Raw genomic sequence first — 15,367 nt, 5'->3', positions numbered from 1 at the left:
TATAGCTGGGCAATTCATCAGGATGAACGATGTCAAACACCCCACGCGCATTGCGTGAAGCATTGTTTCGAGAGCGGGGCGTGCTGCTGGTGACGCGACCCGCGGCAGCCGCGCCGCGACCTTCGCCCGGGCAGCCCGGCGCGGCCTCCGGCTTCGTCTCCGACCTGCCGGACATCTTCATCGCGGTGCGCGCCTCGGGCGAGATCCTTGCCTTCAACGGCCATGTAGACCTCGGCACCGGTATCCGGACCTCCCTCGCGCAGATCGTCGCCGAGGAACTCGAGGTCGAGCCCGCCGACGTGACCATGGTGCTCGGTCATACGGAGGCCACGCCGAATCAGGGGCCGACCATCGCCAGCGCCTCGATCCAGATCTCGGCAGTGCCGCTACGGCGCGCCGCGGCGCAGGCGCGTGCGTGGCTCGTGGAGAAGGCAGACGGGGGTCCCATCGACCTCGCCACGCTGCTGGCCGGCGAACATGTGGAGCTCCCGCTCGCCGACGACGTGAAGACCAGGCCGGTCGATCAGTATCGCGTGGTCGGCCGCAGCGCGCCGCGCGTCGACATTCCGGCCAAGGCGACCGGCGAGTTGACCTTCGTGCACGACATGCGCGTGCCCGGCATGCTGCATGGCCGTGTCATTCGCCCGCCGTACGCGGGCCGCGATTGCGGCGATTTTGTGGGCAAGAGCCTGATCGACGTCGACCGGACGTCGATCGCCGATGTGCCGGGCGTGGTGGGCGTGCATGTGGAAGGCGACTTCATCGGCGTGGTGGCCGAGCGCGAGGAGCAGGCGATCGAGGCAGCGCGGCGGCTGAAAGTCCGCTGGAAGCCCGTGCCGCCGCTGCCGGACCTCAACGCCCCGGAAGCCGCGCTGCGCGCCGCGCCGGGACAACGCCGCCAGCTGGCACAGACCGGTGACACCGCGGCTGCCATCACAGCCGCCGCGCACCGCGTCGAGCGGACCTATGTGTGGCCGTATCAGATGCATGGCTCCATCGGGCCGTCATGCGCGCTCGCGGACTGGACCGATGGCCGCCTGACGATCTGGTCGGGCACGCAGAATCCGCATGTGCTGCGCATCGACATGGCGCGGCTGACGGGCCTCGACGAAGGCCTCATCGAAATCGTTCGCATGGAGGCCGCTGGCTGCTACGGCCGCAACTGCGCCGACGACGTGTGCGCGGACGCCGTGCTGCTCGCGCGCGCGGTGGGCCGGCCCGTGCGTGTGCAACTCACGCGCGAGCAGGAGCATCTGTGGGAGCCGAAGGGCGCGGCGCAGCTGATGGATGTGCGCGGCGGCGCGGATGCGCGCGGGACGCTGACGGCCTACGAGTTCGTCTCGCGCTATCCGTCGAACGATGCGCCCGTGCTTGCGCTGCTGCTGACCGGCCGCGTGCCGGCGGAGCCCCGCATGCTCGAGATGGGGGATCGCACGGCGATGCCGGCTTATGCGTTTCCCTCGCTCGACATCGCCTGCGACGATACGCCCGCCATCGCGCGCGCCGCGTGGCTGCGCGGTGTTTCCGCACTGCCCAATACCTTCGCGCACGAGTCCTTCATCGACGAGATGGCCGAGCGATGCCATGCGGATCCGCTCGCATTTCGCCTGCGGCAACTGCCGGACCCGCGAGCCAGAGCGCTGCTGGAGGCTCTGGCGGAAGCTGCGGACTGGCGAGAGGGCGCCCGTGGCTCCCGGGGCCAGCCCGACGCGGATGGCCTGCTGCGCGGACGCGGCGTCGCGTACGCGCGCTACATTCACAGCAAGTTTCCGGGCTTCGGCGCGGCCTGGGCCGCGTGGATCGTCGACGTGGAAGTGAGTCCCGACACGGGGAACGTCCGCGTGACCCGGCTCCATGTCGGCCAGGATACCGGGATGATGGTCAACCCCGACGGCGTCCGGCACCAGATCCACGGCAATGTGGTGCAGAGCCTGAGCCGCGTCTTGCGCGAGCAGGTGCGTTTCGACGCGAAGGGCGTGGCCAGCCGCGAGTGGGGCAGCTATCCGATCGCGACGTTTCCCGAGCTGCCGCCGATCCAGGTGCTGCTGATGCCGCGCCAGGAAGAGAGCCCGCTTGGCGCGGGCGAGTCCGCTTCGCTACCCGGCGCTCCGGCAATCGGCAATGCGCTGTTCGATGCAACGGGCATCCGCTTCACGCGCGCGCCCTTCGTGCCCGAAGTCGTGCGCGGCGCCTGCGCGGCGATACACGCCTAGAAGCCCGCTTCCCCCTGCCACCGGCCGGTGGCAGGGCCTTCCCGATCGATCAGAACTTGTGCCGCATGCCGACGAGCGCGCCCAGCTGGTTCGTGCCGGCCGGGCCGATCGTCGTCGCCGGCCCGTTCAGGCCGATGCGCGAGGTATCGTCGTTGCGGATGTAGGCAACCTGCGCGTAGACATCCGTGCGCTTGGAAAACGCATAGTCGAGCAGCACCGATGCACTCCATGCGTCGCCATTGCCATTGCGGCCGTTGAGCAGGTAGCCCGCGCCGCTCAGCGACAAAGCCGGCGTGAGCTGGTACCCCGCGCCAATCCAGAACAAATCGGCGCGCTTGGACGGCAATGCCGCGGTGGCGCCGATATTGCCGTTGAGCCAGCGATAGCCCGCGAACAGTTTGGCGTTGGAGAACGTATAGGTTCCCGCGACCGCGAGCCGCTGGTCCTTCTGCGACGGATTCTGTCCGGCCAGCCCGCTCGTGCCTTGCTGCATGTCATAGATCACCGTCACGCCGACGTTGCCGGCGTTGTACTCCAGGCCCCCGCTCATGGCGCGGTCGCTCTTCGGGTTGCCCGGCACTTCGCTGCCGAACGTGCCGCCCGAGAGCGATGTGCCGCGCGCGAACGAATACAGGCCGCTGACGGTCAGCCCGCCGAACTTGCCGACGTACTTGGCGGCGTTGTCGTAGCGGCCCGCCGTGAACGTATCCATCGTGAAGATCGAATAGCGCGGCGACACCGCCATGGCGTCGTAGTTGATCAGGATGTCGTACAGGATGTTGTTCTGGCGACCCAGCGTCACGCGGCCGTACTGCGACGACAGCCCCGTGTACGCCTGCCGCCCGAACAGGCGGCCGCCTTGCGACGCGGTGCCGCTGTCGATATCGAAGCCGCCTTCGAGCACGAACAGCGCCTGCAGTCCGCCGCCGAGGTTTTCGGTGCCGCGCATGCCCCAGCGGGAGCCCGACAGGTTGCCGGAGGTCACGCGGGCCAGACTGTGGTTATTGGCATCGGCGTGCGTGAGGTACTCAATGCCGGCGTCGGCGACGCCGTAGAGCGTGATTGACTGGGCGTGGGCGCCCTGCGCGGCGCACAGCGCGGCGGCGCCCAGCGCGAGGTGCCGGAATGTCGGTTGGAATGTCGAACGAAATGTTGAACGAAATGTTGAACGAAAGGAGGGGCAGGTATGGCTCATGTTGTCGAAATTTTGGACGAACGTGCCCTCACGGGGGCTGGCTTGCGCCCGCGTAGCGGCGATACGGAATACGGGAAAGGAGGGGAGTTGCCTGCTGAAACCTGGGCGAGGCCCCGTTAGTTCAGTCGACGATCAATCGACAAAGAGATTGATCTTCGTGGCGAATTTCTGCCAGCGGTCGATGTCGCTCGTCACGAGCTTCTGGAACTCGGCCGGTGTGCTCGTGCCCGTGGCAAAACCGAGTTGCGCGAGCGAGGCCTTGATTTCCGGTTTGGCGATGGTCTTCGCAATTTCGGCATTGAGCTTCTGCACGATCTCCGGCGGCGTGTGGGCCGGCGCGAGGATACCGAACCATTGATCGACGTCGTAGCCCGGCACACCCAGTTCGCTCACGGTCGGCACGTCCGGCAGGAACGGCGAACGCGCCTGCGACGTCACCGCCAGCGCGCGTAGCTTGTTGCTCTTCAGGTAGGGCACGGTATTGGTCAGCGTGTTGACGCTGACGTCGGCCTGGCCGCCGAGCACGTCGGCGATGGCGGGGGCGCAGCCCTTGTAGGGTACGTGAAGCATGTCCATCTTGGCCGAGATCTTCAGCAGTTCGCCAGCCAGATGCTGGGGCGTGCCATTGCCGCAGGACGCGTAGCTGGGCGGCGTGCTGCTCTTCCCGGCGGTCAGCAGTTCCTGAAACGAGCGGATCTTCGACTGATACGGCACGGCGATGACCGAAGGCACCGAGGCAAACGAGATGACCGCGCTGAAGTCGGACTTCGGGTCGAACTGGAGCTTCTTGAAGACGCTGGGGTTGATCGCGAAGCTGCTGTTGACGATCAGCAGCGTGTAACCGTCTGCCGGACTTTTCGCGACGAACTCCGCGCCGATGTTGCCGCTCGCGCCGGGACGGTTGTCCACGACCACGGGCTGCCCCAGCGACTTGCTGATATCGGTCCCGATCACACGCGCGAGCGCGTCCGTGCCACCGCCTGCCGGGAAGGTGACGACCAGGCGGATGGGCTTCTGCGGGAAGGTACTGGCAACGTTCGCCTGTGCCATACCGGACAGTGCGCCGATGGAGCCGGCTACGAACAGCAGCGATGCCAGACCGCTGACGATGGAGGGGGGTCTCATGAATATGCCTCGTCGGTTAGGGTGAAGGAAAGGGGAAGAACACTCAATCGGGATCGACACGGACCGCCTGGCCACATTCGCCGCGGGCCTGCGCCACCGCGGCATCGAGTGCCGCGGGCGACGCCGCGTGAATGCGGTAGAGCGCCCGGCCGGCGTCCACATGCGCGCCAATCGTGCATAGCAGGTCCACGCCTGCACCGAGATCGCGCGGCGCGCCCGCCGCGCGTGCCACGCCGGAGATCCGCAGACCGTCGATCGCGGCGACGCGGCCCGCCCGGTCCGCCGGGATCTCCGCAATGTGCACGCCGGGCATCACCGCCTCGGGCCTGCGGCCCTGCGCGCCGGCGATGCTGTCGAACGCTGCCCTTGCCTTGCCTTCAGCCAGCAGCGCTTCCGCAATTCGCATGCCTTGCTCGGCCGACCCCACGCGCGGGTCGAACGCGAGAATCCGCGCGGCAAAGAACAGCGCCTTCGCGCGCAGGTCGGCGGGGGCGGACGGATCGTTGTCGAGCACCTGCATGACGTCGCGCACCTCGAGCGCCGGGCCGATGCCGCGCCCGATGGGATGGCTGCCGTCCGTGGCAATCGCGTGCACATGCATGCCGAGGCCCGCGCCGACGCGCTCGAACAGCGCGCCCAGCGCCTCCGCATCGGCGCGATCGGCGAGTTTCGTCTGCGGGCCATAGGGCAGGTCCACCATCACGTGCGTGGCGCCCGCCGTGTACTTCTTCGAGAGGATCGACGCGACCGACCAGCGGCGCGAGTCGAGCTTGAGGGGCCGCGTGATCGCATTCATCACGTCGTCGATCACGGAATGATTGAGACGGCCGTTCCACGCGATGCAGGCGCGTGCCTGCGTCACGCAGCGCCGCACGTCGGCCTGCGTGAGGTCGACGCGTGCCACGGTTTCCATCGCATCCGCGGTGCCTGCCGCCGACGTGATGGCGCGCGAGGAGGTTTTCGGCATCGCGAGCCCGTAGGCCGCGACGATCGGCACGACGATCAGCGTGATGCGGCTGCCCGGCACGCCGCCCATCGAGTGCTTGTCGACGACGATCGGCTCGTCCCACGCGATGCGGGGTGTGAAGGCCGTGCGCGCGCGGGCCAGTGCGATGACTTCGTCGTCGCCGAGGCTGCCTGTCGCGGCGATGAGGAACTCGGTCAGTTCGGCTTCGGTGTAGCGCCCCGCGATGGCATCCTTCAGTACGGCCACGTAGGCCGCCTCGTCGAGGGCCTCGCCGCGCAGCTTGGCCATCAGGTTCACGCGGCTCGACGCCGGCGCCGCGGCGGCGGGCGCCGTGCGCGTGGAGGTGAGTGAGGCGGGCAAGGCGGGCGAGGTGGGGGACGTAGGTGAGGCTGTGCAGGCGGCGCTGTGCAGGGCATCGACGAAGCGCGCGATGCCGGCCTCGAGCGTGCTCTCGTTCGACACCGTGACACACGTCACGCCCTCGGGAATCGCCGCCGCCTGCCGCGACACGCGCCTGGAGATTTGCTCCCCCGATTCACGTCCCCGCCCGGCAATACGCTGCGCGAGCACGTCCTGCGGCGCCGTCACCAGCACAACGACGAAGCGTGGCAGGCGCGCCGCCAGGTCCGCGACCACGCCGCGCGATCCGTTGGCAATGACATGCGTACCGGCCGCGAGCGTGTCCATCAGCGCGGCGGGGAGCCCGTAGCGCAGTTCATGCGCATGCCACGTGACGAGGAACTCGCCGGCTTGCTGACGTCGGGTGAACTCCAGATCGGTGACGCCCTCATGGTCCTCGCCAGGCGAGCCGCTCGGACGCGTGATCACGCGCTGGGCGAATTGATAGCCGTGCGTGAGAATCGCGCGTGCACCATCGATCAGGGAATCCTTGCCCGCGCCGCTGGGGCCAACGACAAGAAAGAACGTGCCGGTTTTGTTCATATTTAACTTAGACATCGAAGTTTGTAGGCTTATGCTAGCACCCGCCGATAGCGTGTCAAGTTAAGTTCGATGTCTAAGTTTATGCAAAGGACGGGCCAGCTCCCGCAAATCGAGTGTGTACGCGGGATTCACGGTTTTCTCAGGGAAAACGCGCACGTTTCGCATGCGCGGTCGCGGTGCGGGATGCATGGACATCGCGCACCGCGCACTGATGTAGTGATCGCTACATCGAGCCGTGCGTAACGCGGCGACAGTGCGTCGGCGGGACGCGCTATCATGTGCGCTGTTCGCGTCCCTCTCTCACGCCATGGCCACCAGAAAGCCAGATAATTCCGCCGCGCCAGCACCGCTGGACGACGCCAATGAAGAACGTCTTGCCCACCTCGTCAAGGACGCCGCCCGCGCCTATATCCGCGCGTTGCAGCTGCGGCTGGCCAGCCATGCGGTGTCATATGGCCACTGGACGATCCTGCGGATTCTCTGGCGCCACGATGGGTTGTCGCAGCGTGAATTGAGCGAGCGCGCGGGCGTGACGGAGCCGACGACGTTTGCCGCGGTCAAGGCGCTGGAAGCGCTGGGCTATGTCGAGCGGACGCACCTGCCTGGCAACAAGAAGAAGATCCACGTGTTCCTGAGCAAGACGGGGCGCGCGCTGCGGCGCAAGCTCGAGCCGCTGGCCACCGAGGTCAACGAGCTGAGCGTGGCTGGGGTTAGCGAGGAGGACGTACTGACGACGCGCCGCGTGCTGATCTCCATCACGCAGAAGCTGCTCGCCGACGAGATGGCGCTGGCCGAACGCGGCCGGCGCGTGCCGTCCACGCAGGAAGTGGGCAGGCTGCTGTCGGACCTGTAATCCGAAACGCAAGCGCCAGTCACTACGCAGTCGCAACGGAAAAGGCCCTCGACGGATGCACCGGCGAGGGCGAAGCCTTCTCGGGTAGAAGGCGCTACAACTGACGGGAATCAGGCTTCGTCGAGCCCGATGTCCACGGCGGGTGCCGACTGCGTGATCTTGCTCGTGGAGATGTAGTCCACGCCGGTCTCCGCGATCGGGCGAATCGTCTCCAGGCGGATGCCGCCCGATGCCTCGACCTTGGTGCGGCCCTTCACGATCTGCACCGCTTCCTTCATGTCGGGCACGGACATGTTGTCCAGCATGATGACGTCCACGCCCGCCGCCAATGCTTCGTGCACCTGCTCCAGGCGGTCGCATTCCACTTCGAGCTTGGTCAGCACCGGCAGCTTGCGGCGCACGCGCTCTACCGCCGCGGCAATGCTGCCGCACACCGCGATGTGGTTGTCCTTGATCATCACGCCGTTGTCGAGACTGAGCCGGTGGTTCAGGCCGCCGCCGCACGTGACGGCGTGTTTTTCCAGCGCGCGCAGGCCCGGCGTGGTCTTGCGGCTGTCGATCAGGCGCGCCTTGGTGTGCGCGATGGCCTCGGCATACTTCGCCGTGTGATTCGCGATGCCGCACAGGCGCTGCATGATGTTGAGCGCCGTGCGTTCTGCCGTGAGCACGCTGCGTGCGTTGCCGCTCACGTTCAGCAGGATGGCGCCTTTTTCCACCTTGTCGCCGTCCGCGACGCGGACGTCGATCGATAGCGACGGATCGTAGCGCGCGAAGATGCGGGCCGCGACGTCGATCCCCGCGATCAGCATCGGTTCGCGCGCGTTCATGCAGAACGTGCCGGTTTCGCCCGGCTCGATCATCGTCTGCACGGTCAGGTCGCAGATGCCGATGTCCTCGGTCAGCCAAAGGTCGATCAGCTTGTCGGTGGTGTAGATGTCATACATTGGATGGGCTCCTCGAGACGGTGGAAGTGGCACCTCGTATTGCTTAGATATCGAAGTACATGGCGTAATACTAGCGCGTGGACGCCCGATGTCAACAGTTATTCGATATCTAAGATTATTAAGGCGCGGTCCACCCCGGGGCCGGGCTTGAAACGGCGGGAGGAACGGAAGAGGAGGGCGAGCGGTGGGGAGCGTCAAAGGGTGCGGAACGGCACCCCGGCAGGGCGGGTCAGGCGGTCCCGTCGGCGTCAGCCAGAGGCTCGGGCGACGCGTCCTCCAGGTCGCTCATCTTGCGCAGCAGGTAGAGCAGCGCGACGCGCTCGGCGGGGTTCAGGCCGCCCATGGTCCGCTCGCTGATGTCCTGCGCAAACGGCACGACCTCGCCGATGAGCGTCCGCCCGGCCGGCGACAGCAAGACCACGACCTTGCGCCTGTCGCGCGCGTCATGCGATACGACGATGAGCTCGCGCGACTTCAATCGCTCGATGATCCCGCGTACGGTGGCCTGGTCGATCGCCGTGGCGCGGGCGATGGCGCTGAGCGAGCACGGGCCCTGCTCCTGGATCGCGCACAGCACCACGAACTGCCCGGCGGTCAGCTGGGAATCGGGAATCGTCTGCTGGAAGATGGAGACGTGCCGCTGATAGGCGCGGCGCAGCAGGTGGCCGACCTGCTCGGTAAAGTCATAGTCACCGTTTTCGTCAGGGGACGAACTGTGGCTCGGTTGTGTAGTCACTGTGTGAGAGCAATGGCCGCGAGAGATGTGGAAGTATAGCGGCCATTGCGGCGCTAGCGTCCCTTCCAGGCGGGGGGGCGTCGGTGCACGAACGCCTCGACGCCTTCGCGGAAGTCTTCGCTGGCGTAGCAGGCATGCACAAGGTCGTCGGTGTCCGCGACTGCCGCCACGGTCTGGCGGCGCAGTGCCTCCTTGACGACGCGCTGCGTGACGGGCGCGAGGGCTCCGAGCTGGTCGCAGAGCGCGGCGACCTGCGCGTCGATGTCTTCGGGCGCGTGAATGCCATGGAGAAAGCCGCAGGCGAGCGCGGTGTCGGCATCCAGAATCTGCGCGAGCAGCATCATGCGGCGGAGCGGCTGCAGGCCCCATGCGGCGCGCAGCTTGGCGAGGTTCTCGGCGGACAGCGTGTTGCCGAGCGTCTTGGCGATGGGCACGCCGAAGCGCGCCTTGGGCGTGGCCACGCGGAAGTCGCAGGCGGTCGCGATGGCAAGCCCGCCACCGACGGCCCAGCCATCGACGACGGCGACGGTCGGCATCGGCAGCCGTTCGAGGAGGCCGATGCCTTCATCGATCTTTGCCTCGTATGCGATGCCGTCGTCACCGCCCTTGAATTCCTGGAACTGGGCGATATCGCTCCCCGCAACGAAGGCCTCGCCACCCGCGCCACGAAAGACGACGACGCGGGGACGGTCGGGGGTGTCTCCGGCGAACGTTCGGCAGTGGTCGGCCAACTGCGCGTACATGTGCCACGTCATCGCGTTGCGCGCGGCGGGGCGGTCGAAGGTGACGAAGGCGATCGCGCCCTGTCTCGTCAGGGTGACCTGCCCCTGTGCCGATGGTTCTGTCATTCGCCTCCTCCTCGATGGCGCATCGTTCGCCGCTCGTTTACCACTCAGTTACCGAAGGCGCCGGCGCTGGCCAGCGACGCCTGCTGTTCCTTCGACAGTCCAAGCTCGTCAAGGACCTCCGCGGTATGCTCGCCCAGCAACGGCGGGTGACGACGCACCTGTTGCGGGGTCCCGCCCATTTTGACGGCGAACCCGATATTCGGCACCTTGCCCTCGATCGGGTGGTCGATCTCGATCCGCATCTGGCGGTGCCGGCCATGTTCGCTGTCAAAGGCCTGAGGATACGTGAGGATCGGTCCGGCCGGAATGCCCGCCTCCAGCAGCCGTTCGATCCAGTTGTCGCACTTGTCGGCGGCAAAGCTTTCCTCGAGCGCGGGGATCAGTTCGTTGCGGTTGGCGAGGCGCAGCGCCACCGTGCCGAAGCGTTCGTCCTTGAGCAGATCGGGCCGCTCGAGCGTGTTGCAGAGCAACTGCCATAGCTTCTGGTTGGTCGCGCCCATCACGAAGTACCCGTCGGCCGCCTTGACGGCCTGATACGGCGCGCTCATGCGGTTGGACGTGCCGAGCGGCTCGGGCTCGCGGCCTGTGCCCCAGTACTCCGAAGTGTCCCAGATCGAGAAGGCGAGCGCCGAGTCGAACAGCGAAGCGTCGACGTACTGGCCCTTGCCGGTTTGCTTCGCGCCGATGTACGCGGACAGCATGCCGTAGACGGCGAACAGCGCGCACCCGATATCGGCCACCGGCACGCCGGCCTTGACCGGGGCGCCGCCCGGATACCCCGTGACGCTCATCACGCCGGACATGGCCTGCGCCATGAGGTCGAAGCCGGGACGCGTGGCCCACGGTCCCGTCTGGCCGAAACCCGAGATACTGCAGTACACCAGTTTCGGATTGATCTCGCGCAGCGTGTCGTAGTCGATGCCCAGGCGCTTCATCACACCGGGGCGGTAGTTCTCGACGAGGATGTCCGCGGTTTTCGCGAGCCGGAGAAACACTTCACGGGCGGACTCGGTCTTGAGATCCAGCGTGATGCTCCGCTTGTTGCGGTTCATGTTGAGAAACCCCATGCTGTCCGGGCCCTTCATCTTGAAGCCCATCGCGCCCCGCGTCTGGTCGCCGCCCTTGGGCGGTTCGATCTTGATCACGTCGGCGCCGAGGTCGGCGAGGAGCATGCAGGCATAGGGGCCGGCCATGACCTGGGTCACGTCGAGGACCCGGACGCCGGCCAGCGGCAGGGGGTTGGCACTGCGCTGTGCCTGGGAATCGCGCGCATCGGTCATCTTCGTATCCTGCTGAATGGTTCGGGTGGCGTAGCTGGCGGGCCGATCAGGTCTCGGCCTTCACGTTCGCGTCCTTCACAACCTTGGCCCACTTGGCCGACTCGGAGGCGATGAAGTCGCCGAATTGCTGGCTCGTGCCGCCGTAGTCTTCCGCGCCGAAGCTCTTGAGTCGTTCGACGACGTCCGGCATCGCGAGCGCGCGGTTGACGTCGGCGTTCATGCGCTGGACCAGCGCGGGCGACATGCCCCTGGGGCCGACCAGCCCGTACCACGACGCGGCGTCGAGTCCGGGAAAACCCGACTCCGCCAGCGTCGGCACGTTCGGATACGCGGCGGCGCGCTTCAGGCGGGTCTGCGCGATGGCGATGACCTTGTCCTGCTGGATGAATGGCGTGGCCGCGGTCATCGTGTCGAACGCATAGTCGATCTGGCCGCCGAGCAGATCCGCCACGAGCGGGCCCGATCCCTTGTACGGGACGTGGACGACGTCGATCTTCGCCTGCATGCGGAACAGTTCAAGGGCCAGATGCTGGGACGAGCCGATGCCCGAGGAGCCGAACGAGATCTTGCCGGGGCGCTGCTTGCAGAGCGCCACGACTTCCGCCACCGTCCGGATCTTCTGTTCCGCGCGGCACGTCAGCATGTTGGGCGTGACGCCCACCATCGCGATGGGCGAGAAATCCGTGCGGGGGTTGTACTTGAGGTCGAGCATAGCGGGCGCGATGGCATGGCTGTTGACGTGCGCCATCAGCAGCGTGGTGCCGTCGGGCGGCTGCTTGGCCACGTAGCCGGCCGCGATCGAGCCCGACGCGCCGGGCTTGTTCTCGACCACCACGCTCGTGCCCCACATCTGTGTGAGCTTGTTACCGAGCACGCGGGCCAGCACATCGGTGCCGCCACCGGGCGCGAAGCCGACGAGGATCCGGACCGGGCCCGCCATGTCGGCGGCCCTGACGAGCGAAGGAACCGCCAGCCCGGCCACCGCTCCCAATAGGAACTGTCTGCGTTGCATCGTTGTCTCCGTGGTACTTGTTATATGGAGACCATGATGTTCGCAGCGCCCCCGGAAGGCTATCGCTGTTTGGGGAAGTCTGGTTTCGCCTTTTGCGCAAGCACCCGGAGTACCGCGTGGGCGGCGGACGACAGCTCGCCGTGGGGGCGGTGGCAGAGGACGAAGCGGCGCTCCGCCCACGGCTCGGCGATCGGTATCCGCACGAAGCGCGCGCCCGCGGCAACTTTCTTCGCGATGGCTTCGGGCATGACGCCCGCGCCGAGGTTCTCCGCGACGAGCGCGGCGATACTGTCGAAGCCCTCCACGCGCATCCGCATGCGCACGGTCCTGCCCGCTTCGGCGGCGAGCCGTTCCAGCATGATGGAAATGGCCGAGCTGGCGCTGAGGACGATGAGATCGCAGTCGAGGATGTCGTCGAGCGACACCTGCTTGCGGCGCGCGAGGGCGTGGTGGCTGGCGACGACCAGCGCCAGCCGGTCCGACCGATAGGGCGCCGTGGGCAGATCGACGACGCCGAGGTTGCCATCATAGATACCGAGGTCCGCCATGCCGCGGCGCAGCGATTGCTGAACCTCCTCGCTGTTCATCTCCTGCAGATCGATGCGGATGCCCGGGCATTCCACCGCGCAATGCTGGATGTCGGCCGGCAGGAACTGGATGACCGCGGACTTGGGCGCGGCAATACGCACCACGCCCAGCACGCCGCCGACGTACGACGCGGCATCGTCCTGCATGCGCTGCACGGTATGGCTGATGCCGCGCGCATGCGCGAGCAACGCACCGCCGGCCTCGGTCACCGCCATCCCATGCGGCAGCCGTTCGAATAGCGACACGCCCAGCTGCGACTCGAGCTCCAGGATCCGCCGCGACGCCGCCGCGGGCGCCAGGTGCACGCGCTCGGCGCCACGGGTGATACTGCCCATGTCGGCAACGGCGATGAACAGCTGGACGGTGGTCAGATCGAAATGCAGGCGCGAGGCGCGGGCTTGGCTGGGGGACATCGCGATTGAGGCGAGCTCGGGGGAGGGCCGTCCAGGTCGGGAAGACTGCGATTCTACCGCGCCGATCGGAGCCCGAGATGCGCCGGGGACGGGAAGTCAGCCGTTATCGGCGCGCCATCACCCCTTCCCGCCGCACCCGCTGCCGCTCAGCACAAACGCCGACACGTCGTCGCTCACCGGAGACAGCCAGCGCAATGGCGTGGCAAACACGCCGATGAGCAGCGTGTGCGAGAGATGGCCGTACTCGCGATGGGTCACAGGCACGCCGGCCTCGCGCAGCTTTTGCGTCATCTGCCTCGAATTGCGCTCTGGATCCACCAGTCGGTCGCCGGTGTCCACGCCGATGAACGCGGGCGGCGATTGCCGCGTGACGAGGTCGATCGGCTGCGAGCCGGCTGGGTAGTTAGGATGGTGGAACACCGGTTGCGCATCGGGATTGACGATTGGCAGGAAGTCGTAAGGCCCCGCGAGGCCGATCCATCCGCGTAGCTGCGTCGGCGAGGCGCCCGCCGCGGTCAGCCACCGCTGGTCCAGCGCGATCATGGCGGCGTTGTAGGCGCCCGCGCTGTGGCCCATGACGAAGACCCGCGAGGGATCCCCGCGGTAGGCCGCGATGCTGCGCAACGTCCATGCCACGGCCTGCGCGCTGTCGGTCAGGAAATCCGGATAGGTGACCTCGGGATAGAGCCGGTAGTCGGCGATGACCGTCAGAATCCCATGGCGCGCGAGATTGGCGCCCACGAACGCATAGTCCGCGCGCGACCCGGTATTCCACGTGCCGCCATAGAAGAACACGACGACGGGCGCCTTGTCGCCACAGGCCGGTTCACGTGGCACGTAGACGTCCAGTTGCGTGCGGTCGCCCGCCGCGTAGGCGATGTCCTTGAGGTGGGTGTAGTCGCTCGACGGCGTCAGCGCATTGAGCGCATCCACCGTCGAACATCCACCGATAGACAGCAGGAACGCCGTCGCCGCCACGCGCCACATCGCTCGCGCGCTCATCGGGTCGGGGGCGCGGCAAAGTGCCGCTGGAGCCAGCGCACGGGTGCGCCGATCACCGGGAGCTGCCGCCACAGCGCGGCGGCGTCCCAGTAATCGCAATGCATGCACACGCGCCCATCGTCGTCGAATTGCAGATGCGTGCTGCCGGGCACGCTGAACGCATGGCCGCGCACCGCGCCCGTGAACACCCACGTGGCGAACGCTTCCTGGTCGCCCATCACCTGGCGCTGAATCGCGAAGCGCGGCACGTCGACGGTCTCGAACATATGCGCGAACAACGCCTGAATGGCCGCGTGGCCGCGCACGCTATTGAACGGATCGGTAAAGCGCGCATCCTCCGCGTAGAACCGGGGGAGGTCGTACAGCGACTGGGGCGTCAGCGTGGCGTACCAGTCCAGCAGGGCCGACAGCGTTTGCGAGTCTCGAGTGGCGGTGGTCATGTCATGCCATGTTCAGGAAGCGTTCATCAATCGTTGCAGCAGCGATAGCCGCAACCGGTACGGCAGCATGCTGAGCAGGCGCATGACCGAGGTGAATCGCGACGGGAATGCAATCTCGAACCGGCCGCGCGCAAGGCCGGAAATGATCGACGCCGCGGCCTCCTCGGGGGTCAGCAGCGCGGGCATCGTGAAGTCGTTGCGCGCCGTGAGCCGCGTGCTCACGAAGCCGGGATTGACGAGGTACACGCCAATGCCGTGCGGATGCAGCTCCGCGTACAACAGCTCCGCAAGGTTGATCATCGCGGCCTTTGTCGGCCCGTAGATGGTGGCGTTCGGCAGGCCCAGGTAGCCCGCCACGCTGGCGAGCATCACCAGGCTGCCGCTCCGGCGCGACATCATCGCGGGCAGCACGGCGGCCATGCCGTAATAGACGCTGGACAGGTTGGTCTCGATGGTATTGCTCGCCTCGGCCGCGTCGATCTCCCACGGACGCAGCGGCCGATAGTCGGCGGCGCAGAAGACGATCATGTCCACGGCGCCCCACCCCTTACACAAGGCATCGTGCACGGTCACCCAGTCGGACGGGACGCGCGCGTCCATCGGCGCGGCGACACCGCTCGCGTGGCCGTCTATCACGGCAGCCAATGCGCCGGCCCGCCGCGCGGAGACCGCGACATTCGCGCCCCGCGCCAGCAGCGCCCGCGCCAGCGCCGCGCCGATGCCGCTGGAAGCGCCGACGATCCAGACCCGCTTTCCCGTCCAGTCCGTCCAGCGAGGGTTCATGGAGAAGCCATGCATGGTGACATCCG

General features: G+C 67.1%; 14 protein-coding genes. 2 read left to right on the top strand and 12 right to left on the bottom strand.

Annotated elements, in window-relative coordinates:
- The first annotated feature begins 29 nt into the window (after positions 1 to 29).
- A complete protein-coding gene (locus KHP16_RS21495; protein WP_211961087.1) occupies positions 30 to 2,213 on the top strand; it encodes a xanthine dehydrogenase family protein molybdopterin-binding subunit in 2,184 nt (727 codons plus the stop codon).
- Between the two features lie 49 nt (positions 2,214 to 2,262).
- Here the strand turns inward: KHP16_RS21495 and KHP16_RS21490 are convergent, their stop codons facing one another.
- The 3 genes from KHP16_RS21490 to phnN all read right to left on the bottom strand — a co-directional run bounded on the left by KHP16_RS21490 (position 2,263) and on the right by phnN (position 6,442).
- A complete protein-coding gene (locus KHP16_RS21490; protein WP_211961086.1) occupies positions 2,263 to 3,408 on the bottom strand; it encodes a porin in 1,146 nt (381 codons plus the stop codon).
- Positions 3,409 to 3,540: 132 nt separating this feature from the next.
- The gene (locus KHP16_RS21485; RefSeq protein ID WP_121492345.1) at positions 3,541 to 4,533 is read right to left on the bottom strand and encodes a tripartite tricarboxylate transporter substrate binding protein; all 993 of its coding nucleotides are present in this window, start codon (positions 4,531 to 4,533) and stop codon (positions 3,541 to 3,543) included.
- A 43-nt stretch (positions 4,534 to 4,576) separates the two neighbouring features.
- Positions 4,577 to 6,442: a phosphonate metabolism protein/1,5-bisphosphokinase (PRPP-forming) PhnN gene (gene phnN / locus KHP16_RS21480; protein ID WP_244835938.1), complete on the bottom strand. Its 1,866-nt coding sequence runs from the start codon at positions 6,440 to 6,442 to the stop codon at positions 4,577 to 4,579.
- A gap of 307 nt (positions 6,443 to 6,749) precedes the next feature.
- Here phnN and KHP16_RS21475 point away from each other — a divergent pair, with 307 nt between their 5' ends.
- Positions 6,750 to 7,295, top strand: a complete 546-nt coding sequence (locus tag KHP16_RS21475; RefSeq protein ID WP_109583899.1) for a MarR family winged helix-turn-helix transcriptional regulator — start codon at positions 6,750 to 6,752, stop codon at positions 7,293 to 7,295.
- Between the two features lie 110 nt (positions 7,296 to 7,405).
- Here the strand turns inward: KHP16_RS21475 and nadC are convergent, their stop codons facing one another.
- From nadC to KHP16_RS21430, 9 genes are all read right to left on the bottom strand, one after another.
- Positions 7,406 to 8,239 (bottom strand): carboxylating nicotinate-nucleotide diphosphorylase, encoded by an 834-nt coding sequence (gene nadC / locus KHP16_RS21470; protein WP_109583900.1) that lies wholly within the window; start codon positions 8,237 to 8,239, stop codon positions 7,406 to 7,408.
- Positions 8,240 to 8,468: 229 nt separating this feature from the next.
- Complete coding sequence (locus tag KHP16_RS21465) at positions 8,469 to 8,975, bottom strand: MarR family winged helix-turn-helix transcriptional regulator (protein ID WP_109583901.1); 507 nt, start codon at positions 8,973 to 8,975, stop codon at positions 8,469 to 8,471.
- A 53-nt stretch (positions 8,976 to 9,028) separates the two neighbouring features.
- Positions 9,029 to 9,823 (bottom strand): enoyl-CoA hydratase/isomerase family protein, encoded by a 795-nt coding sequence (locus KHP16_RS21460; RefSeq protein WP_211961084.1) that lies wholly within the window; start codon positions 9,821 to 9,823, stop codon positions 9,029 to 9,031.
- A gap of 44 nt (positions 9,824 to 9,867) precedes the next feature.
- On the bottom strand, positions 9,868 to 11,103 hold the full coding sequence (locus KHP16_RS21455) for a CaiB/BaiF CoA transferase family protein (RefSeq protein ID WP_109583903.1): 1,236 nt from the start codon (positions 11,101 to 11,103) through the stop codon (positions 9,868 to 9,870).
- Between the two features lie 46 nt (positions 11,104 to 11,149).
- Positions 11,150 to 12,115: a Bug family tripartite tricarboxylate transporter substrate binding protein gene (locus KHP16_RS21450; protein WP_109583904.1), complete on the bottom strand. Its 966-nt coding sequence runs from the start codon at positions 12,113 to 12,115 to the stop codon at positions 11,150 to 11,152.
- A 59-nt stretch (positions 12,116 to 12,174) separates the two neighbouring features.
- Positions 12,175 to 13,116: a LysR family transcriptional regulator gene (locus KHP16_RS21445; RefSeq protein ID WP_121492350.1), complete on the bottom strand. Its 942-nt coding sequence runs from the start codon at positions 13,114 to 13,116 to the stop codon at positions 12,175 to 12,177.
- A 117-nt stretch (positions 13,117 to 13,233) separates the two neighbouring features.
- Complete coding sequence (locus tag KHP16_RS21440) at positions 13,234 to 14,118, bottom strand: alpha/beta hydrolase (RefSeq protein ID WP_121492351.1); 885 nt, start codon at positions 14,116 to 14,118, stop codon at positions 13,234 to 13,236.
- The gene (locus KHP16_RS21435; RefSeq protein WP_109583907.1) at positions 14,115 to 14,558 is read right to left on the bottom strand and encodes a nuclear transport factor 2 family protein; all 444 of its coding nucleotides are present in this window, start codon (positions 14,556 to 14,558) and stop codon (positions 14,115 to 14,117) included. Before KHP16_RS21435 ends, KHP16_RS21440 begins: the two co-directional genes overlap by 4 nt.
- A gap of 12 nt (positions 14,559 to 14,570) precedes the next feature.
- On the bottom strand, positions 14,571 to 15,356 hold the full coding sequence (locus KHP16_RS21430) for an SDR family NAD(P)-dependent oxidoreductase (RefSeq protein ID WP_244214745.1): 786 nt from the start codon (positions 15,354 to 15,356) through the stop codon (positions 14,571 to 14,573).
- Positions 15,357 to 15,367 lie beyond the last annotated feature (11 nt).

Source organism: Cupriavidus plantarum (assembly GCF_905397285.1).
In the GTDB taxonomy this organism is placed as follows: Bacteria; Pseudomonadota; Gammaproteobacteria; order Burkholderiales; family Burkholderiaceae; genus Cupriavidus; species Cupriavidus plantarum.
The sequence above is the reverse complement of the archived record's forward strand: the minus strand, read 5'-3'. Positions and strand labels throughout refer to the sequence as shown.